The organism is Coleofasciculus sp. H7-2 (assembly GCF_042747725.1).
Classification (GTDB): domain Bacteria; phylum Cyanobacteriota; class Cyanobacteriia; order Cyanobacteriales; family FACHB-T130; genus FACHB-T130.
In genome coordinates this window covers 48,802-73,202 of the sequence record NZ_JBHZGO010000103.1, presented here as the reverse complement: position 1 = coordinate 73,202, position 24,401 = coordinate 48,802, and the positions used below count along the sequence as shown (strand labels likewise).

Below are 24,401 nucleotides of genomic sequence, written 5' to 3'. Positions count from 1 at the left end.
CCGTTCATAAACCAAAGCTCAAGTCATCAATGGTCAGACAGCCATCAAAGGCGTAGAAGGTGATCCGATAGATATTTGGTACTGCGACGCTCAGCTGAGTGTTAGGAGGAATTTTGGAATCCGTCCCGGCTAGATTCGGCTCTGTCAGCTCAGCGCGAGCGAGGAGCTGGTTTTGCTGGTCGTAGGCAGATAAAATTGTTCGCTGGGAACTGGTGACAAAGCCACTGACAAAGCGAACCGGATACTGAAACGAAATTTCTATCAAGCCGTTTTTAGGGGCACCCATGAGGACGGTGGTGCCAGATCGCGGGGGGAAAGCGGGGTTGGAAGGATGCAGGGCGATCGCGTTTCTAAAAGTGAGACCCCATTGCTGAAACTGACGCTCCACCACGTCAAAGCATTTCAAGTCTTCCATGTTGAGGCGAACGCAGGTTGGCTTATTTACGGGTAAGCCGGAGTCAGCGCTAGGCGGCTCTATGCTAGGAGAAGCGACAACGGTGGACGCATCGCTGAACTCAATTGTTGTTGCGGATGCGTCAAAGTCGCTGATTTCATCCCACGGAAGACTGCATTGCATTGCCATAACATTCTCTTGACGTACTTTTTCAAGAACTGGATCGCCGTTTATTGCTCCGACACGGACATCTCCAGACTTGACGGAGCTATCACTTGGGAGCGACGATCTGAAGCTACTAACCCCCCCTCTGTTCATTCAGCCTCCTTGACTTATGGGGCGTCTTTTACGATCTGATTCCGAGTAATGCTTCTTCCCTCAGGCAAAAAATTCCGCATTTTTAAATTTTTTGAGCGGGAAGTTTTGGAAGAAATGTTCCAGCCATCAACATTGGCTGATGACCGATTGCCAGCGCGATCGCACACACCCTCTTACTTAAGTACGCAAAAAGCCGGTGAGGGGTTTCACCCCCTACCGTTTGGATTATCCCTGATTTTTTCTAATTTGGCGGAAAAAAACCAGCGGCTGGATTAGCATAGCGGGAAATAAAATCAACCGGCTGATATACTTTTACATTAATTTACATCTGCCTTTAGGGATAACTATTTACAAAATCTTTAATTTCAAGACGGTTGTTTTATCGTTCCTTTAAATTGCGGAATCGTTGCTCCAGTGAGGCTGGGCGCATTCGGTGCCATATCATTTGGTTTGACATTGCCCGGTGAAAATTTCTGAAACTAGCTATATCAGGACTTACGCAAAGCTTATACATATAGAGTTTTTTCGGGTTCAATCCCCCAGGGGGATTGCGGTGGTAGATGTGGTGATGTGCGGCGAGTCCTGTATATGTAAGCGTTTCATCATCCAAAATCTCAAGCAAAAATCTAAAATAGTATCAGTCACCAGCTCAACTGGGCATCGGCGATTGAAACTAGGTGCTAGGAATCAACCACTAGTCAGACGTTCTCACACTCAACAATTGGCGACAATGAGCGCTTGTGGCGATAACAATGAGGTTTATTCATGATTCAGCCACCCGGCTTTGAGATGCAATCGATTGTCACTTCCTTGGGAAGAATGGTGTACTACACCCCCAAGGGGGCACCTTGGCGCTCGACGGATGCAGCCATGTCAGAGGAGCTGCCCACGTTGGTTTTCCTGCATGGCTTTGGTGGTGGGTCGTCCGCCTATGAATGGTCGAAAGTCTATCCAGCTTTTGCAACCGAGTATCGAGTTATTGCACCCGACCTAATTGGTTGGGGTAGGTCTGACCATCCCGCACGCAATTACCAGATAGATGACTACATCAACACAATTATTGAGTTCATCGAGCAGACTTGTAACGAGCCGGTGCCAGTCGTGGCATCTTCTCTCACGGCTGCTTTTACAATTAGAGCCGCGATCGCTCGCCCCGATCTCTTTAAGTCCCTGATTCTCACCACACCGGCGGGTTTGTCTGACTTTGGGGAAAATTACAGCAGTAGCTTCTTTGCCCAACTGGTTAGCACGCCAATTCTAGATCGCTTGATCTATAGTACTGGCGTTGCTACTGAGGGTGGCATCCGTAGTTTCCTAGAACAGCGTCAATTTGCAAGGCAACGCCGCGTCTACCAGGAAATCGTAGACGCTTATCTGCAATCTGCCCAGCAACCAAATGCAGAATATGCAGCGCTTTCTTTTGTTCGGGGAGATTTATGCTTCGATCTATCCCTGTACATGACTCAGCTAAACGTGCCTACTGCCATAATGTGGGGGGAAAAATCCGAGTTTACTGGCCCGGAAATTGGCAGGCGGCTGGCAGCTTTAAATCCGCAAGCTGTCCGAGTTTTTCAGCCCCTCGATGATGTGGGCTTGACGCCCCAACTGGAACTGCCTGCGGTGACAATCGGCTTGATCCGGCGATTTTTAGACTTACTTGCGTAGAACTTACTTGTCTAGAAATGCCAGAGAAACCCATTATTTTAAAAAATAGTGGGTTTCTCTACCGCCAGATTAGTCTTGGAACCGGATATCAATGACCGTGGAATTGAAGTTATAACCTGAGCCGTCCAGTTCTACTGGGATGCCAATTTTGAGTTTGGTACCGCCCACAACCGGGCCATCCTTGGTGATTTGGGCTTTAGTACCGAAAGTCATCAGCATATCGGTGCTAAAAGAATCAGGTCTAGGATCGGGGAGCGCTTTAACAGAACCATCCGGTTGCGGGACGGTCACGCTTCGCGGCAGGATTTTTATGGATTTAATCTCCATCTGTCCGGCGGGTTGATTGCGGATGATAATATTCGTTTTTTTGTCCTTCTGGAACTGGTCAATTAAAGCCTGGGGATCTCGCACATTTAGACCCCGGACAATCAAATCCATTTCTACGGGTTTTGTGGTAACGCCGACTTGGGCAACCGAACCGGAGGTGCCGGGAAAAAAGAAGATTCCCACAATAACTGAGAGAATCACTAAGGCAGCACCCACATCTAAGATGCTCACCTTGCCGAATAAGCGACCTTGAGAATCCAAAATCTTCATGCAGAATTGTCCTGGCTCTAGCTAAAAAACTGGGGAAATTCAGTAACCTCTAACTCTACAAATCACAAGGTAGATGATACTTAATCCGGCAGTCTTTTGTCAGAGTACCACGAGTGTCGCCTACAGAGTGCTGGCAGATGGCTGGTTGTAAAGCCTTCCTGAAAAGACTGCCTAACTTAGTCTACGACACGGATATAGCCTTGCTTTAGGCTGTCAAATACTCGGTTGACTTGGATCTGCTCTTCGGAGCTGAGAGCCGTCTTCGATAACAGCGCTGTCATCAGCCGTTGTTGGTCATTGCGAGTGATTCTGCGCGTGGTGAATAATTGCTCGACTAATTGAGCGATCGTTAGGGAGAGGCTTTGAGCTTGCATCTTCTTATCGGGGCACAGGATTCTATTTAAATTTTCTGTGAACTTGCTCTCCAGTTCATCAGGACAACCACCGAATCTGGTGATGAAGAATGGCTAAATTTTCAGCAGTACCGAATCAGTATTGTACGGGGGATCGATCTCAGTTCGATGATCTGCCGAGGCTTGAGCGATCGCTAAATATCTCGATTGCGGTTGAAGCTGCAACTTAGAATTCTCAAATAACGTCTGCTAATTCAGGCTGATGAAAGTTGTTGTCACATTTACGTGGAGATGCGATCGCATTCTATAGATTCTCTTTCTCTGGGCTGATGCCTGGGAAGAAGAACCAGAACCAGAAATTGTGAGTTATAAAATGTGGTGTTGCCTCGTGTGGAGCAGGCATCTCGCCTCCGAGATGGTAGGGAGTGTTGAAGTTGCAAAGACTGGTCGCTTATCACAACTGTCGGTTTGATTATCACTCGTTTTCGCTATGAAGTTGAACCCCTTGTCATTTTTTTCTCGTCGTTCCTCTCGCCGCTGGTTCTATCCGTTCCTCTCATCTGTGGTGGCGCTGTTTATTTGTGTAGGTTTGCCTCAGTCTGGGCAAGCAATCTCGTTGTTTGACTTGATTTTGCGCGGCGTTCAGGTGATTCAGCTATCGAATATTTCTGATAAACAGGAAATTCAGATTGGTCGGTCGATTAATAACCAGCTGGTCACTCAGGAGATTCGGCTGTATCGCAATCCGCAAATCGTTCGCTACGTTGAAGAGATTGGTCAGCGGTTGGTGGCGAAGAGCGATCGCCCTGATATTCCCTATACGTTTCAAGTGGTTAACGATAAGGGTCTCAATGCCTTTGCGACAATGGGAGGCTTTGTCTACGTCAACACTGGCTTGCTCACAGCAGCAGATAATGAAGCTCAGCTGGCGAGTGTTATGAGCCACGAAATCGGTCATATTGCCGGTCGTCATGCGATTGAGCAGCTGCGGAAAAATGCGCTAGCTCGCGGCGTGGCGGCAGCAGCGGGGTTGGATCGCAACCTAGCCGTTCAAATTGGCGTGGATTTGGCTCTGCGGCGTCCGAACAGTCGCCAAGATGAATTCGAGGCGGATCAAAAGGGGCTGCAAACCATGACGAGAGCAGGCTATGCTCCCTCTGGAATGGTGGCTTTCATGGAAAAGCTGCTCAGGGCCAATTCTGTGCCTACTTTCTTAAGTACCCATCCGGCAACCTCGGATAGGATTAAGGCTTTGAAACGTGCTATTGACCCGGAAGATGCCAATGTCGGCGATGGGTTGGATGAGCAGGCTTATAAAGCGAAAATTCGCCCCCTGACTTAAGGTCTGAGCATCTGGCGGCGCATCCGACTCACCTGGGATGGATCGACTTGCGTCACTGCTTCTTTGAGGGGCAGTTTGCGAACGCGACGCCGCGCCACATTGACTTGATAAACCAAATTGTTGGTGATGTCCAAGCCAGTCAACCAACCACTTTTTTGGTGATAGGCACCCGTATCGATGTCAAGCCAGCCGTTGCCTTGGGCGAGTTTCCCTGGTGCTACTCCAGGCAGGGTAAAGGTGATGGTGTGACCCGTAACGATCAGTTTATCGGGGAAGTACGGCTGGGGAATGCTGTGAAATTCTTCGCGAATCCAGCAAAATTCCTCAGCGGTTTGCTTCTCGAAGGGAATTTGCGGATGGACGCCTGCATGAACTAACCAGATATCGCCTAAGTCTAAATACGTGGGTAGCGATCGCATCCATTCTATATCCTCTGTCGGAATGCCCGCTTCCCCATAACTGTTCACGGTTGCATGACCGCCACTGTAGAGCCATCCTTGCAGCGCTGGACCGTAAATTTGTCCATCGCCCAACACGTCTAATAACATTTGCTCGTGGTTGCCCAACAAACAATGATAGGAATTTTGCTTGACAAATTTAACAACCTGAGCGCTCTGAGGCCCTCGATCGATTAAATCCCCCAAAAAATAAACCGAGTCGTTTGAGGAAGGAGCGATCGCTTCCAACAAGGTCATCAGGCCGTCGTAGTGGCCATGTACATCACCAATCACAATGCGACGGGGGGTCATTTTGCTCATCCTCAATCCGATTACTCACAACCTTAGATAGCGCCTCAGAGTGAGGCACCGAATAACTGTCGATCAAAACTTATACACTCATGGACATCCCTAGTCATGTTGCCCAGGTTATCGCGCTGGTGGGAAAGTGACTTTCAAACGCGGCACAATATGGTAAAATTCCAATGTCTCACCGATAAACCATCGGTGAGATGTTTGTCGCGTCTGCTCCGTTACAGCCAGATGAAACTCACAGCCTGTTAAAACTGATAACCACGCTAAAACTGGGTTGATTAGTAAGTCAATCAAGTAGGAAATGGATGTCAAAAAAGCAATGTCCTTTCTGTGTATTAAGAGTTTCACGGAACGGATGCACAGCCTGAATAGGGAACACCAAAAAAGCACTGGGAAAAATCAGCTATAAATTAGAAGTCAAGAGTGCATTTTCAAAGCTGACTTTTAAGTTCTAAATTCTCTTCTAAGTGGCGGGACGTGGCAAATTGTAAGTATGGTAGACTACAGTATTAATCATATCTCGCCAAGCCTGAGTAGGACATTCGGGGATCGGGAATATCCCTAAGGGCAGGTGAGTGTTGGGTGAAACAGAGCGAGACAATCAAGCGAAAAATCCTCTCGCTATAGTTAAATGTCAGAATTTTTTCAACTAAAGTTCCTTGCCTCCTGTGTCTTCTACTACGCTGCCAGTCATTATTGCCCTGAAACAAGCCAGCAGTATCGCTTGGGTAAATCAGGCGATCGCTAACGCGGATACCATTCTGCTCGATCATTCCCACTGCGAACGGAAAGCAGCAGGGGTTGCTTTGAATTTGATGTTTCGCTACCCTTCTTATACTCAGCTGGTGCGGCAGCTCACCAGGATCGCCCGCGAAGAACTGGAACACTTTGAGCTGGTTAACCAGTGGTTGGAACGTCGTGGCATCCCTCTAGCTGCCCTCTCTGCGCCTCCTTACGGTGCCGGGATGAAGGCGCAAATCCGCGCCAAGGAGCCGGAGCGGTTATTGGATTCTTTGCTAGTTTCTGGGTTGATTGAGGCTCGAAGTCACGAACGGCTGGGATTACTTGCCACCCACTTGCCCAATCCAGAGTTAGCCCAATTTTATGGCAGCTTGATGGCATCTGAGGCACGTCACTATGGCGTTTATTGGCTGCTTGCCGATACTTATTTTGAGCGTGCTGTTGTCAACCAAAGGCTGGAGGAATTAGCCGTTGTTGAGAGTCAGTTGCTGGAAACGCTGCACCCAGAACCGAGAATTCACAGCTAAAGGCAAGAAGCGAATGAAAGCTCCATATCGGGATTTTGTGATTCGTGGCTGGGAGGAGCGCGATCGCACTTTTGCCGCTCATGTTATCTATTCAGTGTTAACCGAGTATGGCTTGTCTTGGGAGCCAGAGGGCGCGGATCGGGATGTTCTGGAGGTAGAAAAATTTTATCAAGATGCTGGGGGTGAGTTTTGGGTAATTGAAAGACAGGGGCAACTGGTGGGGACTGGCGCGTATTATCCGGTGAAGCGCGGGGACAAATCGGTAGAATTACGCAAAATGTATCTATTGCCAGCGGTGAGAGGGCAAGGTTTGGGTAAGTATTTGTTACAACAACTCGAAAACGCGATCGCTTCTCGTGGTTTTCAGGCAATCTGGCTGGAAACGGCTAGCGTCCTTAAAGAAGCGGTCAAACTTTATGAAAGTAGTGGGTATGAACCAGCAACGGGTGTAGAGACGGCAAGATGCGATCGCCTATATGTAAAATTCTTCCCCTTTTAATTCTTTTTCTGGTAGAGCTATGGGGTAAGGATAGAGGTAAGAAGGCTTGGTAGAAAGGGCTTTCTTCTTATACCATTTCATCTTAATCTCGCCACAAATAAATTGTTGGAAGTGGCTACTGACAAGATTTGTGTCATCCAAACTCTGAAATCAAAATCTAAAATTGTATTCCTCTGCCCTTTTTTTCTTTATAAACCCAAAATTTCACAAACAGGTGTGGCAGGCGCAAGGGTTGCCTACGGCACGCTACGCGATCGCATTTCTGATGAGGTGCTGATGGGTGAGAGTCGCGTGTATTGGGTGGATTGCATAAGCTGGAGCCGAGGGAATTGGGTAATACTCTATGTGAGAGGATTCTTGAGGTTTTACCCGCATCTAATTTATTGGACAAGCAAAATAAAACCATTAGATTAACTAATCATGCTCAAGAACAAGCGATTGAAAGAGGTACAAATGAAGCAGAAATTGTTGATGCTATTATTACAGGTAATCGACAACCTGCTAAAAATGGTAGATACAAATATCAAGCCACTTTTCAATATAATAATGATTGGCAGGGTAAGTTCTACTCTCTCAAAAAAGTCGCACCGATTGTTGCCGAGACTGATACTGAATTAGTCGTTATCACGGTCTATACTTTTTATTTTTGAGGTAAAAGTTTATGAAAATTAGTTATGATTCAGAAGTTGATGCTCTCTACATTAGACTTGTAGAAGGCAAGCATCAGTGTCGCACTTTGCAGTTAACTGAGGAAATTGCTTTAAATATTGGTGAAAATGAATTATTAGTAGGGATAGAAGTTTTAGATGCTACAGAAGTTTTAGGTGCAGGAAATATCCCTAATGTAGTGCTGGAAAATATATCTTTTACTGTGGCTTAAATAGGGAAGGCGATCGCTACCTGTGCAAGCATCGCTCTCGCTGGTATGCTCAGGAAAAGCGTCCTCCTTCCCCTTTCCTCACATAAAGCTATGTCCGCAAAAGATATCTTTCATCCCATTGTACGTTCAGCACTGGAAAAGGAAGGGTGGACAATTACTGACGATCCTATCTATCTTAAAGTAGATGAAGATAAGCTGTATGTAGATTTAGGTGCTGAAAATAACTTATTGGGAGCAGAAAGGTACGGACAGAAAATAGCAGTAGAAATTAAAAGTTTTTTAGGTCTTTCATTGATTAATAATTTTCACGAAGCGATCGGTCAAGCTTGGAACTATAAAGTGGTTTTAGCAGAACAACAGCCAGATAGAGTTCTTTATCTAGCAGTACCCGAAGATATTTATGAAGAATTTTTCACTCGGCGTTTAGCTCAAATGTCAGTAATGCGGATGCAATTAAACTTACTTGTATTCAATCCGATTAGGGAGGAGATTGTACTATGGAAATAGAGAAATATAGAAAAATAATTAAATCGATTGTCGGAAAACATTCTGAGGGCGACAGTGACGATCGCGAAGTGGAAACTCAAATTGCTTTCGATGTCGATCGCGATCGCTATCTGATGTTTCATGTCGGGTGGCGTGGAGAAAAACGGGTGTTTGGATGTGTTATTCACATTGAGATTAGGGAGGGAAAAATTTGGATTCAACGAGATGGGACTGAGGTGGGGATAGCCAACGAGTTAATTGAAGCCGGAGTGCCTAAGTCTGATATCGTGTTGGGATACAGGTCGCCTTATATGCGTAAGTTTACAGAGTTGGCGGTGGGGTAGTGATGAGGTTAGAGAGGCGATCGCTACCTCTGCAAGCATCGCTCTCCCTGGTATGCTCAGGAAAAGCGTCCTCCTTCCCCTTTCCTCTGTACCTATATGGGTCGTCAGGATAGTGGTAGAGGTAGACCTTTTCGATTTATCCTGAATCACTCAAGGGCGACGGCTACCAATGTTTATTTGATGTTGTACCCTAAACCTGCTCTTGCTAAAGTGCTTTTAAATCAGCCAGAATTGCTTAAAGAGGTTTGGCAGGCGCAAGGGTTGCATTTCTGATGAAGTTCTGATGGGTGAGGGGCGCGTGTATGGGGGTGGGTTGCATAAGCTGGAGCCGAGGGAATTGGGTAATGCTCTAGCTGGAAAGATTGTTGAAGTTTTATAAAGTAGAAGTGCGATCGCGTTTCTTGCGTGCTTTTTAACGTTTCTTCTGGTAGTTGCAGCTCTCTTGGGTATGATGTAGTCTTGTCTATAATCTGGGGCATAATGGCCAAATTACCAGACCAAACTTTAGCTACTATCTTTTACTTGCAGCGACGGTTAGTAGAACTGATTGATGAAGCCAAAGCTACTGAGTTCGCCATATTTGAACGGTTTGGGGAGAATGAGGCAACCCTACCAGAATTAGATCAGATGCAAAGCGGTGCTGAGAGACTGAGAATGCCTTACTCGCGTTTGCATACTCTGGCGCTAGGAATAGCCGAATACCAGCCGATAGCGACCGATGCTATGCTGAACTTATTGGCTCAAACTATTGAGCAGACTGAGGCATTAATCGGTGCTATTGAGGCAAGCATTTCTGAAACCAAACAAAATTGGAATCTGCCATGAATCAACAACTCCAAATACCCGACCCCCAGACGAGAGCGCGAAGTGTTGCTAGGTGGCGTGAAGTTAACCAACAAATCGATTTGCTCACACTCCAGCTTGATGAATTAATTGCGATGGTAGAAACTGGTCTGCGAGAGCAACGTCTGGCTAGACTTCAAGGTAAAGGTCAAGCAGCAGAGACTATTAATGAGTAAGAGAAGGATGTGAGCGATCGCTATCTCTGCAAGCATCGCTCACCCTGGTATGCTCAGGAAAAGCGTCCGCCTTCCCCCTTCCTATGTACTTATATGGGTCATAACGGTTTAGCTTCCTTAGAATTCTTTCAGCGTGACAGAAAGTTAAATCCTAAAGGTATTATTGCTATAGATTTATTGAGGTGGAAACCATGATTAAAAATGAAAAAGAGTATGAATACAGTCAAGAATGCGCGCGAAAATTTGAATATTCTATTATGGCGTTAGACCAAGATGAGGAACTGAAGAAAAACGACCCCGATGGTTGGCAACTTTCTCGCGATGTCAAGCAATCTCACCTGATGGCTTTACAAGCAGAAATTGCTGAATATGAAAGGCTTATTAATTGTGACAAAATCCAGCCGATTCAAATTAAAGTTGAGAGCATAAATAAGCTGTCAGATGCTTTAATTAAAGCTAGGATAGCAGCCAAAATCAGTCAACAAGAATTAGCTCAAATACTAGGAATTGAAGAACGGCGAGTTAGGCAGTATGAAGATACAGATTATCAATGTGCCAGTTTTGTAGAAATCCTCGAAGTTAGCACAGTTTTGGGCGTAGAATTTGAAACGGCTGTGATGCGGGTAGATTTTGAGGAAATAGAAGCTGTTAAACAAAGTGTAGAAAAATGGCGAAAGGAAAAAGTAAGTATGACTGCTAAAACCTCATAAATGTTAGTGAGTTGCTCTAAAATAGATTGTTAGAACAACCATTGAGTAATCCCAGGAACCCGGTTTCTTTGGCTTGCAGCAACGAAATATCAAACTTCCCGAGGAAAGAAACTCGGTTTCAGTGTCTATCTCTAATACTGAATAGGGAGAAGAAAGAGTGAAACCTATTAAATTAACTAATCTTCATAAACTTTTGAGGTAAAGATTTATGAAGATTAGTTATGATTGAGAAATCGATGCTCTCTACATTAGATTTGTTGAAGGTAAGCATCAGTGTCGTACTTTACAGTTAACTTGGGAAATACAGACCTGTGAAAGGAAGTCAGATTGTTCTTATCCCAAGCGTATTGTCCTCTTTCAAAAGCTTACACAACTGATCCAAACTATCCCGACAATGCTCAGTCAATGTTTCACCTCGCATCTCTAGGTAATCGATATTACCAGGATCTGCATTATCCATCTGATCGTGATTATGATCGCCACTCAATTGAAGTTGAAAACGGTAGTAGTTTCTGTTCTCTCCTTTATTTACCATTAGCTTATCAAGCTGAAAAGCAACAGCTTCGCTTTGACCATCTAGAACAATGTTCAATAAGGGAAGTACCCATTTGACTTGTCCCCAATTTTTCACCTTATTATACTTATATTGTCTAGTTAGTGAGCCAGTCCCCAAAGAAACAACAAGGGTATCAGTACGTTCTAGTTCTTCACCCTTATGTGCTTCCTTGTAAGAAATCATCGCCTCCATCATTGCAAGTGAGGAAGGATTATTTGCAAAAATCCCGCCGTCAACTAAAGCGTAATATCCCTCTGGAGTACGATGTGCTGTGTCGAGTTTGTAAGGCGGAAAGAATGTCGGTGCAGCAGAAGTTGCCATTGCTGCCTCAACCATTTTGAATCCCCTACATATTTTGCGGCTATTATAACTATCGATGTCTTCTGCTTCCGGATTGCTTGTAAAAAAAACTGGTGCTCTCAGTTCGATATCGTAGCTCGTGATCAAAATTTCTTTTAATGCGTCTTCAACCTTCGCTTCACCTAGAAGCTCCGTGAAAACTTCTTGCCTACCTTGTGGGTTGAACTTGGGTTGTCCCATATCATCTAGACCCAGTGGCATATTCTCACTAAAAATCTTTTTTCCATATTTGCGATAGAAATTTACAAGTTCGGCAGATGTGTACTCTGGCTCCTTATTGATCCTAGAATCTGAGTTCAGTTTAGTTAAACCCAGTGCTAAAATTCCTCCTGTTGAAGTGCCTGCAATAAAATCAAACATTGTTGCTATTCGTTTTCCTGTTTGCTCTTCAATGTAGTTGAGAACGATCGCAGGGATAATACCCCGGATACCACCACCATCAATTGAGAGAATTCTTCTCTTGAATACTTTAGTATCCATAACACTTGCTCCTTGAGATATTGCTTAAATTGTCAACGAAACTGATTCCAAAAGAATTGTCCTAACCAAAAAAACTCAAGCGCTCCAACTATTAATTGTGCTGCATTTGCGGCCTAAACCACTTTATAGTGTATGAAACCGCAAACATTTAATCCCTAAATTTACGCTTTTCTAGAGCTTCAACCCATATAGTGGAGAACCCCGATGTAGATTCACCTCCTGCAACTTCCATAGTCACCCTAAACGCTTGACATCCTTTTTGGATTCTAAATTAGTCAGACTATCCGAATACCACTTGATCAAATTCCGAGCAAACTTCCCCTCAGCGCTAGTCGCCCACCGCAAAGCCAGAGCCTGCTCGTTTTGTCAGATGAACTGGCTGCCCCAGCGCAAACCCCCCTTGCGACCAAAGCAAACCCATCCATCCCATCAAAGCACCGACACCCAACGTCGTTAAGAGGATACCCACCGCAACCACCAAAGAACGCGCAGATGTCACCATCCTTGTCAATTGGGTCTGACGCACTAGAGAATTGACAGCCTCAGCAATTTGCCCCTCTTGCTTCTCAAGCGCCACCCGTTCGTAATGTTAATCCGCGCCAAAGATCGCACACCAACTCAAAATCCTCTGGTTTGGGACTTTCTCGAATCAGCACTTCCAATCGCCCCGTAGCCTATAAAATCAGAAATCTTGGGTCAGTTGGCTCAATTTTCCCTTTAAAAGCCAACTCCAAAACTTTGCGCCTATACTCCTCAGATTGACCCTCCAGGGGAATATCCAGCAAAGATTTAGTATCAACAGCATCTTTAACTCACGGTAACATCCCCGTAGTTTCAAACGCCTCGTAATCTGACAACATAAACGACTTAATTCGTTGCCATCCCAACACCCCAAATTATTGACTATTCCTTTTCAGATGAGCAGAAAATTGGATAGCGTTTCTAATGCCGATTTGTCACTTTAAACTTAGGATAACTATCAAGCCCGTGAAAATTCACTCATCGCATTTTTTATTACATTCGTGTTAGGAAAAGTGCCACCATTGACGCATCCGCCGTTTGAGCGAACAGTCGAATCATCATCACATAGGATTTCGCTCTAAAAGAGGTCCACGATCGGGGAAGCCAGCCCCAAGACAAAAATCTGCATCTAGCGGCTAACCCAAGCGATCGCATCCATCAAATCGCCTCAACTTCAAATTTCTGAAGCCGCCGCTCAGCGGAAGATTAATAACATTTTATGTTTTCCTTCATCATCATTAGGGCAGATGTGTAAACCTATGGTATGACATCATTCGCTCAGGGGATCGCTTGGCTACTGTTCTTGTGGAGAGGGGTATTTTTGGGCCAATGGTATTAGGAGTTTAGGAAATGAACCCCCATCAATTATTACCCTGGGATGACAATTCGCATCGCATCACTCCTCGTGGACAGTTAGAGCATTTTGAAGAGCTGGTTGCAGCATTCACAGATAAACCGATCCAGACGAGCGAACAACTGCAAAAGGAGATCGTCGAACGACAAAGGTTTGAAACAGCGTTAAGCGAAAGTGAGAGACGATTCCACGCTATTTTTAATCAAACATCCCAATTTATCGCGCTACTGCAATCAGACGGTATTGTCATAGAAGCCAATCAGACGGCGCTAGACTTCGGTGGAATCACTGCAACTGATGTTATGGGTCGTCCTTTTTGGGAAGCGCGGTGGTGGAGCGTTTCGCTAGAGATCCAGGAACGTTTAAAATGCGCGATCGCTCAAGCAGCAGATGGAGAATTCGTGGGTTACGAAGTTGAGCTGCGGGGTGTGGGAGATACTATCGCCATCTTTGACTTCTCGCTGAAGCTTTTGAAGGTCGAAACAGAGTTGGTTGAGGCACAGCATACTCCACCTTTATTGATTGCCCAAGCTCAGAATATTACCGAGTGCAAGCACTCAGAAAACAAGCTCAACCTATGCAATCTGGAACTGCTAACGCTATACAAAATTTCAGAAATCACGCAGGGTACTCAATCTCTTTACACCGCATTTCAAGAGATTGTTGAACAAATTAGTGTTGATACTGGTTTTCCGATTATCACCATCGAACTTTATGACGAAGCGCGGCAAATGATGGTGTTTGCAGGGGTAAAAGGAGTTCCCTTGCCTCCGGATACAACTGTTCTTGAGGTGCCGGTAGACCAGACGCTTTCGGGGACTGTGGTTCGCACGGGTCAGCCTGTCGTAAAGACGGATTTCCCGCAGTCAGACAAGAATGGTAACTCTAATAAAATACTCTGGCAGCCTGGGATTAAAACTTTCATTTGTATGCCGATGATCGTCAACCAAAGGTCAATCGGAGTTTTAAGTCTAGCCCATCTGGAAATTGTTGAATGCGATGATTCATTTCTGAGATGGATCGGAAGCTTGGCTAATTATATCGCTTCCCTAACGGAGCGCAAGCAGGCAGAGCAAGCACTACGAGAAAACGAAGCGAGATATCGTCGAATTGTCGAAACCACAGTTGAAGGGATCTGGGTTCTCGATCCTGAGGGGAATACAGCTTTTGTGAATAACCAGATGGCACAAATGCTAGGACTAACAGCGGCTCAAATGTTAGGCAAGCCTTTGTTTGCTTTTATGGATGACGAAGGTCGCGCGATCGCAGAAGCTTTAATGGAGCGTCGCCGCCAAGGAATTAAAGAACAACATGACTTTAAATTCTGCCGTCAGGATGGCTCCGATTTATGGGCGATTGTTTCTACCAATCCCATCTTCGATCGAGCGGGGAAATATGCGGGTGTCCTGGGAATGCTGACTGATATCACTCAGCGCAAAGCCACTGAAGAGGCACTGTTGCAGCAGGCAAAGCGGGAGTCGTTGATTCGGGTAATTACCCACCAAATTCGTCAATCTCTGAAGCTAGAGGAAATTCTCAACACGACGGTGACGGAAGTGCGACAATTTCTTCAGGCTGACCGGGTAGTAATTTTCCGCTTTCAACCAGACTGGAGTGGCGTTGTCGCAGTTGAGGCGGTCGATTCTAGGTGGACGCCAATTTTGGGATCGACGATTACAGATCGTTGCTTTGCACAAACTTATGTCCAGCCGTACAAAAACGGTCGTATTCAAGCGATTGAAGATATTTATACGGCAGGGATAAGTCAGTGTCACATTGATTTACTGGCTCAGTTTCAGGTAAGAGCAAACTTGGTGGTTCCCATACTCCAAGGCGAGGATTTGTGGGGATTGTTGATTGTTCATCATTGTTCGCAACCGCGACAGTGGCAGCAGCTAGAGATTAATTTGCTCAAAGAATTGGCAACACAGGCGGGAATCGCTATTAAACAAGCCCAACTTTATCAACAGTTGCAGCAAGCAAATCAGGAGTTACAGCGCCTTGCCGTTTTAGATGGTTTGACTCAGATAGCGAATCGCCGTTGCTTTGACCAGTACCTGGATAGTGAGTGGCGGCGGCTGGTGCGAGAGCAAGCACCCTTATCATTAATTTTGGGCGATATCGATTTTTTTAAACTCTACAACGATACTTACGGTCATCAAGCGGGAGATGAATGTTTAAGGGCAGTGGCGAGTGCCATTGAGCGTGCAGTGAAGCGTTCGGCGGATTTAGTGGCTCGTTATGGGGGAGAAGAATTTGCGGTTATTTTGCCAAATACGATGGCTGAGGGAGCAATCCAAGTTGCTGAGAAAATTCGCGCTGAAGTGAAGGCGTTAGCGATCGCTCACGTTAATTCTCCAACAAGTCAGCAGATCACTCTCAGTTTGGGCATTGCCAGTGTGATTCCGACTTCAGAATCCTCACCAGCAATGCTAATTTCCGCAGCAGACACCGCCCTCTATCAGGCAAAAGCAGCAGGGCGCGATCGCTGTTATGCACACAATTAAAAATTAAAAATTAAAAATGAAGGAAGAATGTACCATTTTTAATTTTGGATTTTTAATTTAACGGCTCAGGGTACGGATGAACCGTTGTAAATTGGTGAACAATCCCGGTTTTTTCGGCGTTGGGGTGTCGAGGAAGGTGTCGGTAGTCTGAGTTGTTCCTGCCAGGATTTTGTCAAGTTCTTCGCCCACTGGTTTTTTGGGAACTTCGGCAATTAGCTGATAGTGGTCGTTTGTTTCCTGCCAAACTTGCCAGGGGGACGGGTAGCAGCGCAGCACCGCAGCACCGTCGAGGGGTCTGAGATAGTAGCTGGATTCTAGGGTAGTCAGGAAGCGATCGCGTAATTGTCGTCCCGCGTAGCCAATGCCAATAATGGCGGCATCTTCCAGTTGAGGGTTGAGCAGAACAACCGGGCGATCGCCTGCGGCTTCGCACAGTTTTTCGACTTGCAAAACTTCTACAGCAGAAGGTTCAACGAGCAAGAAAACTCTGTCGTCTGGGTGAATTTTCTCATCTACGGACGATCGGCTACTGCCAATATCTGTAATTTTAAATGGTACCTGTCCCCAGTCGCGGCGGGCAAGGGCAGCTGCCCCGGCGTCGGGGAAGAAAACTTTCAACTCCGATGCCATCTCCTCAAAGACTTCGATGAATTGCAAGGCGACAGGCATCGGTTTGAGTTCTGGGAAGACTAATTCGACCTTGATTCGGGTGTAACCATCTGCGATCGCGGCTTGGGTAGCTTTGCCCGATTGCGCGATCGCTTCTTCTAGTGATTTGGGAAGTTCTGCCATCTGGAAAATTGTTGAATTTAAGTGGATTAAACCAAAATGTCAAATTCATTAAAAAACCTCTCCCTAACCCTCTCCTAAGAGGAGAGGGAACAAGAGAAAGAATGTTTTAATCTGTAAGGGAAATTGCCCCCTTCCCTACCATGCAACGAGGTTGGGGATTAGGTTTAATGTTGTAGTTGATGATTCCCATCTACTTATTACTGTGAGTTGTTAGCATTCAAAATTCTAAACTCAAAACTCGCTCCGGCTGAAAACTAATCCTGGAAACAGGCATCAATCGTTCCAAAACTTGCTTCAGCACCATTGCCGCCCAGTCTACATCGGCTTCCTCCGTGTCCCGTCCCAGGGTGAAGCGAATGCCTCCCAAGGCAAGTGCATCGCTATACCCCATTGCCAGCAAGATGGGGCTGGGGCTGAGTTTACCGCTGTGACAGGCTGAACCAGCACTGATGGCAATTCCAGCCAGGTTCATCTGCCGCACAATGGTTTTTCCGGTGACTTTTTCACTCTCACCGATGACACTGAAACTGACGTGGTGGGGTAGCCGATGCTGCCTGTCGCCGGTGGGGATGAGGTGGGGAACATTCGCTAAATGGGAAAACAGGCGATCGCGCAATTTTATCAATCTCGGTGTCTCTGTTACCAATTCTTGCGCCGCCAACTCAGCCGCCACGCCAAAACCAGCAATGACAGGAACAGCCTGAGTCCCAGAACGCAGCTTCAATTCTTGCCCTCCCCCGCACAATAAGGGCGCTAACTCCACACCAGGGCGGAGATAAAGGGCACCCGCACCCTGAATGCCATAGATTTTGTGGCTGGAAAGAGATAGCATATCCACCGGCAGCTGCTGCACGTCAATCGGCAAGCGTCCAGCGACTTGGACGGCATCGGTGTGAAACAACACCCCGTGGGAGTGGGCAATCTTGCCCAATTCCTCAATCGGTTGCAGCGTGCCGACTTCGCTTTGCCCATAAATAATCGAAACTAAGACTGTATTCGGTTGCAGCGCCTTTTCTAAATCGGTGGGATTCACCCTACCTTTAGTATCTACAGGCAACCGCGTCACCTGCCAACCCCACAACTCCAATAAACGCGCCGGTTCTGACACGGCTGAATGCTCGACGCTGGAGATAATTAGATGCTGGGGCGTCCTGTAGCTGCGGGCAACCCCCATAATCGCCAGATTGTCTGCCTCGGTGCCGCCAGAAGTGAAGATAATCGACTCAGCCGGTGCGTTAATGAGTCCAGCCACCTGAATTCTTGCCAGTTCCAGAACCGTTGCAGCCCGTTGCCCCCACTCGTGCAAACTGGAAGGATTCCCCCACTGCTGGGTGAGAACGGCTTGCATGAGTGCGATCGCTTCTGGGCGAGTGGGCGTAGTAGCACTATAATCCAGATAAATTTGCATGGTTGATTAAGCGACAGGCTGTCTCTTCTTTCAGCATATAGCGCCTCTCGCTAGAGAGTCTCTCGCCTAACCACCCGGTTTGCAGACGTTATATTCTTCGTGAGACATGACTTCTTCTGGCACCAGCTTAGTCCCGCAGTCGCGGCAAATCATCCGGTAGTCGCGGCTCAAGGGGATACTAATAATCAAGCGGTTGTGGCGCATCCGCTTGCCCCGAAATTCTATATAGTTTCTGCTACCCTCTAACCTAGCGATGATGGTTCGCGCCTTGACCACCAAATGAGCGGGAAGATGTCTTAAATTAATCGGATCGAGTGAAAAAGAATCTTCCCACTCCTGTTTTTCCTGTTTTCTTTGAATCCAGGTGGCGCGTTCTTGAACGCAGCGATGGCAAGTTTGACCATAGCCTTTGTGACCGCACGAAAACGTTTTTTTTCTGGTTGGCATAAAAAATAGTGGTGTGGCTTGGTGCCTCCCACCCCCACAAAGCTTTTATCCTGTGGAAACTCTCCGCCGTGGGCGGTTGGACAAGATCAAAATTTTGTCCGCTTGCAGTTTATGTTAATGCAAGAGGGACAAGTCTTTGAGAATCGTTTTCGCTTGCTGACGAAAAATTGGTGATGACACCGCTAATCCATCAGGTTATCGTGTGGGTGATGAAAGAAATTTATGCTTCGATGACGTAAAAAAGGGATGGCTAGTTCGCCTATCCTCTCTATCTATCAGCGAATCCAACTTCCCGTGCATCTTCTTTTTTCCCCACCTGCAATCCGTCTGGGCTTCACGTTACTGCTGGCGCTAACTCTCGGCGCGTGTCAGCGGGTGCAGTCGCAGAATTCCCGTCTCACGCTGCCTCAAGATCCTTTGGTGCAGTCGCACAATTCCCGTCTCACGCTTCTGCCTCAAGATCCTTTTGTTCAGGTATACTTCAACCACGCCCAAACGTCAGAATATACTGAGCCTTACCGCCAGCAACGACGGCAGGGAGATGATTTAGAGCAACAGATTGTCGATGCGATCGCTTCTGCTAAATCTACCGTCGATGTGGCGGTGCAAGAGTTGCGCTTACCGAAGATTGCCACGGCGCTGGTAGATCGCCAGAAAGCTGGGGTAAAAGTCCGGGTAATTTTAGAAAATACCTACACTCGTCCTCTAAGTGCGATTGCTTCAGCAGAGTTAGCGAAACTGCCGCAACGAGAACGCGATCGCTATCAAGAATTTCTCAAATTAGTAGACCGCAACGGCGATAATCAGCTCAGTCCAGCGGAAATTAACCAAGGAGATGCCTTGGTAATGTTACGCAACGCGGGTATCCCTACAATCGACGATACGGCTGACGGTTCCAAAGGTAGCAGCCTGATGCATCACAAATTTGTTATCGTCGATAACGCAAAACTTCTCGTAACTTCCGCTAACTTCACTACGTCCGATATTCACGGTGATTTTGCCAAGCCTACCAGCTTGGGCAATGCCAATAACTTGCTGAAAATAGATAGTCCGGAGTTGGCAACCCTTTTCACCCAAGAGTTTAACGCGATGTGGGGCGATGGGCCAGGAGGCAAACCTGATAGTAAATTTGGCATCAAAAAGCCCTATCGACCCGCACAGCAAGTCAACCTCGTCAAGACCACCGTCACCGTCCAGTTTTCCCCAACATCCACAACCCAACCCTGGAATCAAAGTAGTAACGGCTTAATTGGCAAAACTTTGAGTACCGCTGCCCAAAGTGTCAATTTAGCGTTGTTTGTCTTCTCCGATCAGCATTTAGCGAATATTCTGGAAACCGACCATCAACAGGGCGTGCAGATACGGGCTTTAATTGACCCCGATTTTGTCTATCGCCCCTACAGTGAAGCTTTGGACATGATGGGGCTTGCCTTGGGCAATCAATGCAAGTATGAAGCCGATAACCGCCCTTGGCAAGAACCGATTACTACAGTTGGCGTGCCTCTGCTGCCAAAGGGCGATTTATTGCATCACAAATTTGGGGTATTGGATAAAAAAAACGTCATCACTGGCTCCCACAACTGGTCAGAAGCCGCCAATAGCGGCAATGATGAGACGCTATTAGTCATTGAAAGTCCGACTGTTGCTGCCCATTATGAGCGGGAATTTGACCGCCTTTATGAGAATGCCATTTTGGGTGTTCCTGATGGGATTGGGCAGAAAATACAGGCACAGCAGAAACAATGTCCCCAGCTAACAACAGCTTCTCAACCCTCCCAAACCACCTCAACTGCCAATCCAAAAACCAAACTTCCGATCCCAAAGGCGCAACCAAACCCTAAAAATCTCTCTAAATCTCCTCTGTCCTCCGTCCCTAGCCCTCAGTCCAATTCTGATGCGGTCAACCTCAACACTGCAACTAAAGAAGAAATCGAGGCATTGCCCGGAGTTGGGCCAAAATTAGCTCAGCGGATTATTGAGGCGCGTCAGCAGAAACCCTTTACGTCGTTACAAGACCTTGACAAAGTGCCAGGAGTTGGCCCCAGCTTGCTAAAAAAATTAAGCGATCGCGTGACTTGGTAGCAACTGCTTCTTCTTTCCGGATAGCGACAATTTGCTGACGCTAACGACAAACAGGACTAGCATCTGACAGGATAGTGCTGGTCTTTATCTACTGGGGTGTTATTACATGAAGCTGATCCGCCTTCTCCTCAACAATTCTTGGGTAACAGTCATTCTGGCTGCATTGACGGGTCTTCTCAGCGGTGGTAGCAGTGCAGGTCTAATTGCCTTAATTAACCTCACATTAAGAGATATTCCATTACCAACAAATACCCTTGCTTGGAGCTTTGTTGGTTTGTGCTTGCTTATGTTTGTGACTACGACTGCTTCTCAAGTGCTGATTGCCCGGTTAGCAGAGGAGGTCATCTTCAATCTGCGAATGCTCTTAAACCAACGCATCCTGGCTTGCCCCTTGCGTCACCTAGAAGAAATAGGTTCCTCCCGGCTTCTAGCTACCCTCACAGAAGATATTGAGGCAATTTCTAGTGCCTCTATTTCCGTTTCCGGACTGTTTGTAAATGTCGCCATTTTAGTAGCGTGCCTGCTCTATTTGAGCTGGCTATCTGTGCCTGTCTTCTTTTTCATCCTGGGCTTCATGGTGTTGGGAATCTTTAGTCACACTCTACTGGTGACTAAAGGCAGGGATTCTTTCAAACTTTCCCGTGAAGTGCAAGACAGGTTATACGAGCATTTCCGGACTACCACGGAGGGGACTAAGGAACTCAAGCTGCACCACTCTAGACGCCAAGCTTTTCTCTCCCAAGACCTCCAGTCAGCCGCTGCGTCTTCGCGCCATTATCGAGTTGCGGCGATGAGTATTTTCGCTTTTGCTGCAAGTTGGGGGCTACTGTTGTTCTTCGTTCCCATTGGGTTGCTGATTTTTGGTTTACCCCTGCTAAGAAATATCCCTGTTTCTGTTCTATCCGGCTATGCCTTAACGATCATCTTTATGATTACTCCGTTGCGCGGTCTTTTAAACAGCCTTCCCGATTTAAGCAGAGCTAACGTTGCTTTAGATAAGATTGAATCGCTTGGCTTATCTTTAGTAGCCCAAAGAACTGAGCCGGAGTTAACGCTTCCTATTGATTCAAAGCTAGACTGGCAGTCTTTAGAATTAGTGGGTGTAACTCATGCTTACCGTGGGGAACGGGAAGAACATCGCTTCATTTTAGGACCGCTTGACCTAACTTTTAATCCTGGAGAATTAGTGTTTATTGTTGGTGGTAATGGCAGTGGCAAATCTACTCTTGTGAAGCTGCTGGTTGGGCTATATATCCCGGAATCGGGAGAAATTAAGTTTGACAATAAGCCGATTACGGATAAAAATCGCGACTGGTATCGTCAGCAGTTTTCAGTCGTTTTCTCTGATTTCTATCTCTTCGATCGTCTTTTAGGATTAGACACTCCAGCATTGACTAACCGAACCCAAAAGTACCTAGAAAAGCTGGAATTAGACCATAAAGTGCAGGTAAAAGATGGTGTTCTTTCCACTACTGCTTTATCGCAAGGACAGCGTAAACGCCTTGCTTTATTAACGGCGTATTTGGAAGATCGTCCTATTTATATATTTGATGAATGGGCGTCAGACCAAGACCCTGTATTCAAAGAAGTTTTTTACACTCAACTGTTACCAGAGTTAAAAAGTAGAGGTAAAACTGTTCTGGTTGTTAGTCATGATGACCGATATTTTGAAGTTGCCGATAGGATTGTGAAATTAGACTACGGGAAAGTGGAATATGATAAGGATTTGCATTATTAATACTACTTTTTTGAGGCGGGTAATGGGTTGATTTTAATGCAAGTAAAAACATGACTTTCTATCCAGAACCTCACTCCAACCCTTCTCGTAAACCAACCGAGAGAAGCATCCTTTATCCTCGTTTACAGCTGGTAGGTTGGGTTGAGGTACGAAACCCAACAAAGAGTTAGGTTTTGTTGGGTTTCGTACCTCAACCCAACCTACACTAACTGGGGACGAGAAACGATAGCAATTAAGGACTGACTATTCCTCGTTGTTTTATAGCTTTTTCCGTTGCCTGAGATAAAGCGGGCCAAGGTAAGAAATTAAGCTGCAAAATACGCTTACCAGGAACGTTATCCCAAGCGCTAAAAACACGCTTCCAATCATCAAGAAATTCAGGCTGAACTCGCCCCAAAATTTTCACTAAAGAGTAATAGACGCTACCGCTTACTGCTTCATCGGGTGTGACACCTTGCCGAAGTTCCAGCTTGAATTCTAGATACTGTTGGTCTTCTTCGTAAACAATTCGGGCGCGGTATAGTCCGGTGAGAATATCGTGTAGTTCTTCGCATTTTACCGCTTCGTCTAACATATATTCCGTAAGATTAGTACCTAAAAGAATTAAACAACTATCCGAACGACCCGTGACTGCTAAAATATCCGGAAGCCAAGCGCTAGATTTTGCAATAATCTGGACTAAAGCTTCATCCTGAGAATCTAGGTTATCTGAGGTAAGAATTGCTTTTCTTAATTTCCGCCAACTATATAAATCAACAAGATCGTAGAGAATGTAGCGCACTAGCGGAATTCCTTGCCAACGGGTCACGCAAAAGTGACCATCAACAACTTCCACAAAAGTGTTAGAAGCAATAAAATGAAAGAAGTGAGGAATTGGAGATTTTATACCTAGCGAATTAGCAAGTGTCTGGTTGCGATAAAGCAATTTTCGTAAGGCGACAGAAGCTAGAGATTCAGTTCCAAGTCCTCCTGTATCGGCGCTGGCGTACATGGAAAACATAAATGGAGTATCTTCTGCTATCCCCGCACGATTTTGCAAAGAATTGCGGATACTTTCTGGAAAAGGTTCACCAATTACGATGTATCTTAATTTTTCCAATGGCAGCGATCGCTTGAATTCATTTGCCTTTAGATGAAGATGCGCGATCGCGGATGGTACAATAAATAAAATAATCTGATCCACGAATGGGTTCATCTTGCAGATCATCTCGATAATATCATCGTGCTGGACGCCCGGACAAAATACCCAAAAAGGATAAGGCGTATTCGCTGCCATATTATTTAACGCGCCGGAAAAAGACACTCCTCCTAGAGAACTTCCTAAGCTAAGTCCGACAATTGCTAATGTTTTTTTCTGGTGTACCGCAAAGGTTCGTTCCAGAAATATTCGGGTTTTAAGACCGACAAAACGGCTGGTTGATTTTAAAATAGGCCAATAGAAGGAGTTTCCGGATGAACCGGAAGAACGAGCGATCGCATAAATTTTATCGGCATCATATGCCAACAATTCCTCAAATGAATAAACTAAGGCGTAGGATTTTTTGTCTGACAAAGGTAGCTGGTTAAATGGAACTTGCGCTTTAGTTCCTTGGGTTTCTAAAAATTGTTTGTAAGCAGGTACGTTTCGTTGGGCACGTTTATATACGTTTTCGGCTATTCTTTTTGAACCTAAAGAGTTTTTTAGGAATGAGCGATCTTGCATAGGGTAATGCTAAGTAAGTTGTATTTTTTTAGGAACCGCGAAGGCGCGAAGTACACGAAGGAAAGAAAGAAGAGAGAAGAGGGAAGAAGAGTCTATAAGAAGTATTGGATTTGTAATTATTTTATATTTTTCAGGACTTACGCAACATCACCACATCTGAGGGCAACCACAGGGGGATTGAACCGACAAGAACGCTATATGTATAAGCTTTGCGTAAGTCCTGTTTTTTTTCGCTTAAGACTTTTAGGCAATGGAAAACCGCTTATTTTTTCAATTTGCAATGCTAAACGTAGATTGCTATAAAACCCGCTAAAGGTTGAACAAATT

At 45.9% G+C, this 24,401-nt stretch carries 28 protein-coding genes and 1 pseudogene; 16 read left to right on the top strand and 13 right to left on the bottom strand.

Annotated features, from left to right (window positions below; translation table 11 throughout):
* Positions 1-4: 4 nt before the first annotated feature.
* Entirely contained in the window at positions 5-583 is a 579-nt protein-coding gene (locus ACFW2W_RS21940; protein ID WP_378183254.1) for a hypothetical protein, read from the bottom strand.
* A 177-nt stretch (positions 584-760) separates the two neighbouring features.
* Here ACFW2W_RS21940 and ACFW2W_RS21935 point away from each other — a divergent pair, with 177 nt between their 5' ends.
* Both ACFW2W_RS21935 and ACFW2W_RS21930 read left to right on the top strand, forming a co-directional pair.
* Positions 761-988 (top strand): hypothetical protein, encoded by a 228-nt coding sequence (locus ACFW2W_RS21935; RefSeq protein ID WP_378183251.1) that lies wholly within the window; start codon positions 761-763, stop codon positions 986-988.
* A gap of 489 nt (positions 989-1,477) precedes the next feature.
* Positions 1,478-2,377, top strand: a complete 900-nt coding sequence (locus ACFW2W_RS21930; protein WP_378183248.1) for an alpha/beta fold hydrolase — start codon at positions 1,478-1,480, stop codon at positions 2,375-2,377.
* Positions 2,378-2,446: 69 nt separating this feature from the next.
* Here ACFW2W_RS21930 and ACFW2W_RS21925 read toward each other — a convergent pair whose 3' ends face one another.
* Together ACFW2W_RS21925 and ACFW2W_RS21920 are read right to left on the bottom strand one after the other, a co-directional pair.
* Positions 2,447-2,974, bottom strand: a complete 528-nt coding sequence (locus ACFW2W_RS21925) for a DUF4330 domain-containing protein (protein WP_378183245.1) — start codon at positions 2,972-2,974, stop codon at positions 2,447-2,449.
* Between the two features lie 176 nt (positions 2,975-3,150).
* Positions 3,151-3,348, bottom strand: a complete 198-nt coding sequence (locus ACFW2W_RS21920; protein ID WP_378183242.1) for a hypothetical protein — start codon at positions 3,346-3,348, stop codon at positions 3,151-3,153.
* Between the two features lie 469 nt (positions 3,349-3,817).
* On the opposite strand from ACFW2W_RS21920, the gene ACFW2W_RS21915 reads away from it, so the two are divergent.
* A complete protein-coding gene (locus tag ACFW2W_RS21915) occupies positions 3,818-4,669 on the top strand; it encodes a M48 family metallopeptidase (protein WP_378183239.1) in 852 nt (283 codons plus the stop codon).
* Here the strand turns inward: ACFW2W_RS21915 and ACFW2W_RS21910 are convergent.
* Both ACFW2W_RS21910 and ACFW2W_RS21905 read right to left on the bottom strand, forming a co-directional pair.
* Positions 4,666-5,427: a metallophosphoesterase family protein gene (locus ACFW2W_RS21910; RefSeq protein ID WP_378183236.1), complete on the bottom strand. Its 762-nt coding sequence runs from the start codon at positions 5,425-5,427 to the stop codon at positions 4,666-4,668. The two genes, ACFW2W_RS21915 and ACFW2W_RS21910, sit on opposite strands and share 4 nt — an antisense overlap.
* Before the next feature lie 108 nt (positions 5,428-5,535).
* Positions 5,536-5,733 (bottom strand): hypothetical protein, encoded by a 198-nt coding sequence (locus ACFW2W_RS21905; RefSeq protein WP_378183234.1) that lies wholly within the window; start codon positions 5,731-5,733, stop codon positions 5,536-5,538.
* 356 nt (positions 5,734-6,089) lie between these two features.
* Between ACFW2W_RS21905 and ACFW2W_RS21900 the strand changes: the two genes are divergently transcribed.
* The 10 genes and pseudogenes from ACFW2W_RS21900 (at position 6,090) to ACFW2W_RS21855 (ending at position 10,627) form a co-directional block, all read left to right on the top strand.
* On the top strand, positions 6,090-6,689 hold the full coding sequence (locus ACFW2W_RS21900) for a tRNA-(ms[2]io[6]A)-hydroxylase (RefSeq protein ID WP_378183231.1): 600 nt from the start codon (positions 6,090-6,092) through the stop codon (positions 6,687-6,689).
* A gap of 13 nt (positions 6,690-6,702) precedes the next feature.
* Complete coding sequence (locus tag ACFW2W_RS21895; protein WP_378183228.1) at positions 6,703-7,188, top strand: GNAT family N-acetyltransferase; 486 nt, start codon at positions 6,703-6,705, stop codon at positions 7,186-7,188.
* Positions 7,189-7,517: 329 nt separating this feature from the next.
* Positions 7,518-7,838, top strand: a complete 321-nt coding sequence (locus ACFW2W_RS21890; protein ID WP_378183225.1) for a DUF4258 domain-containing protein — start codon at positions 7,518-7,520, stop codon at positions 7,836-7,838.
* A gap of 11 nt (positions 7,839-7,849) precedes the next feature.
* Positions 7,850-8,068: a DUF2283 domain-containing protein gene (locus ACFW2W_RS21885; protein WP_378183223.1), complete on the top strand. Its 219-nt coding sequence runs from the start codon at positions 7,850-7,852 to the stop codon at positions 8,066-8,068.
* 90 nt (positions 8,069-8,158) lie between these two features.
* Positions 8,159-8,575, top strand: a complete 417-nt coding sequence (locus ACFW2W_RS21880) for a XisH family protein (protein ID WP_378183220.1) — start codon at positions 8,159-8,161, stop codon at positions 8,573-8,575.
* The gene (locus ACFW2W_RS21875; RefSeq protein ID WP_378183215.1) at positions 8,566-8,898 is read left to right on the top strand and encodes a XisI protein; all 333 of its coding nucleotides are present in this window, start codon (positions 8,566-8,568) and stop codon (positions 8,896-8,898) included. The genes ACFW2W_RS21880 and ACFW2W_RS21875 overlap by 10 nt, the downstream gene beginning before the upstream one ends.
* 18 nt (positions 8,899-8,916) lie before the next feature.
* Positions 8,917-9,277: pseudogene (locus tag ACFW2W_RS21870) on the top strand (SAM-dependent DNA methyltransferase); the annotation flags it as partial.
* 101 nt (positions 9,278-9,378) lie between these two features.
* Positions 9,379-9,723, top strand: coding sequence for a hypothetical protein (locus tag ACFW2W_RS21865; RefSeq protein ID WP_378183212.1), 345 nt, complete (start codon positions 9,379-9,381; stop codon positions 9,721-9,723).
* Positions 9,720-9,917: a hypothetical protein gene (locus ACFW2W_RS21860; RefSeq protein ID WP_378183209.1), complete on the top strand. Its 198-nt coding sequence runs from the start codon at positions 9,720-9,722 to the stop codon at positions 9,915-9,917. The genes ACFW2W_RS21865 and ACFW2W_RS21860 overlap by 4 nt, the downstream gene beginning before the upstream one ends.
* A gap of 191 nt (positions 9,918-10,108) precedes the next feature.
* Complete coding sequence (locus ACFW2W_RS21855) at positions 10,109-10,627, top strand: DNA-binding protein (protein WP_378183206.1); 519 nt, start codon at positions 10,109-10,111, stop codon at positions 10,625-10,627.
* A gap of 322 nt (positions 10,628-10,949) precedes the next feature.
* Here ACFW2W_RS21855 and ACFW2W_RS21850 read toward each other — a convergent pair whose 3' ends face one another.
* The 4 genes from ACFW2W_RS21850 to ACFW2W_RS21835 form a co-directional block, all read right to left on the bottom strand.
* Complete coding sequence (locus tag ACFW2W_RS21850) at positions 10,950-12,023, bottom strand: patatin-like phospholipase family protein (RefSeq protein WP_378183203.1); 1,074 nt, start codon at positions 12,021-12,023, stop codon at positions 10,950-10,952.
* A 234-nt stretch (positions 12,024-12,257) separates the two neighbouring features.
* Positions 12,258-12,326 carry a hypothetical protein gene (locus ACFW2W_RS21845; protein WP_378183331.1) on the bottom strand — a complete coding sequence of 23 codons (69 nt, stop codon included), beginning with the start codon at positions 12,324-12,326 and terminating at the stop codon, positions 12,258-12,260.
* A 25-nt stretch (positions 12,327-12,351) separates the two neighbouring features.
* On the bottom strand, positions 12,352-12,600 hold the full coding sequence (locus tag ACFW2W_RS21840) for a DUF6753 family protein (protein WP_378183200.1): 249 nt from the start codon (positions 12,598-12,600) through the stop codon (positions 12,352-12,354).
* A gap of 97 nt (positions 12,601-12,697) precedes the next feature.
* The gene (locus ACFW2W_RS21835) at positions 12,698-12,808 is read right to left on the bottom strand and encodes a DUF6753 family protein (RefSeq protein ID WP_378183197.1); all 111 of its coding nucleotides are present in this window, start codon (positions 12,806-12,808) and stop codon (positions 12,698-12,700) included.
* A gap of 586 nt (positions 12,809-13,394) precedes the next feature.
* On the opposite strand from ACFW2W_RS21835, the gene ACFW2W_RS21830 reads away from it, so the two are divergent.
* Positions 13,395-15,905: a diguanylate cyclase domain-containing protein gene (locus ACFW2W_RS21830; RefSeq protein WP_378183194.1), complete on the top strand. Its 2,511-nt coding sequence runs from the start codon at positions 13,395-13,397 to the stop codon at positions 15,903-15,905.
* 57 nt (positions 15,906-15,962) lie between these two features.
* Here the strand turns inward: ACFW2W_RS21830 and ACFW2W_RS21825 are convergent, their stop codons facing one another.
* From ACFW2W_RS21825 to ACFW2W_RS21815, 3 genes are all read right to left on the bottom strand, one after another.
* On the bottom strand, positions 15,963-16,697 hold the full coding sequence (locus tag ACFW2W_RS21825; RefSeq protein ID WP_378183191.1) for a DUF1995 family protein: 735 nt from the start codon (positions 16,695-16,697) through the stop codon (positions 15,963-15,965).
* Positions 16,698-16,914: 217 nt separating this feature from the next.
* Positions 16,915-18,105, bottom strand: a complete 1,191-nt coding sequence (locus tag ACFW2W_RS21820; protein ID WP_378183188.1) for a cysteine desulfurase family protein — start codon at positions 18,103-18,105, stop codon at positions 16,915-16,917.
* Positions 18,106-18,171: 66 nt separating this feature from the next.
* Positions 18,172-18,552, bottom strand: coding sequence for a hypothetical protein (locus ACFW2W_RS21815; protein WP_378183186.1), 381 nt, complete (start codon positions 18,550-18,552; stop codon positions 18,172-18,174).
* A gap of 246 nt (positions 18,553-18,798) precedes the next feature.
* Here ACFW2W_RS21815 and ACFW2W_RS21810 point away from each other — a divergent pair, with 246 nt between their 5' ends.
* Positions 18,799-20,634 carry a DUF655 domain-containing protein gene (locus ACFW2W_RS21810; protein ID WP_378183183.1) on the top strand — a complete coding sequence of 612 codons (1,836 nt, stop codon included), beginning with the start codon at positions 18,799-18,801 and terminating at the stop codon, positions 20,632-20,634.
* Positions 20,635-20,740: 106 nt separating this feature from the next.
* Positions 20,741-22,372, top strand: coding sequence for a cyclic peptide export ABC transporter (locus tag ACFW2W_RS21805; protein ID WP_378183180.1), 1,632 nt, complete (start codon positions 20,741-20,743; stop codon positions 22,370-22,372).
* Positions 22,373-22,604: 232 nt separating this feature from the next.
* Here ACFW2W_RS21805 and ACFW2W_RS21800 read toward each other — a convergent pair whose 3' ends face one another.
* A complete protein-coding gene (locus ACFW2W_RS21800; RefSeq protein ID WP_378183177.1) occupies positions 22,605-24,074 on the bottom strand; it encodes a hypothetical protein in 1,470 nt (489 codons plus the stop codon).
* Positions 24,075-24,401 lie beyond the last annotated feature (327 nt).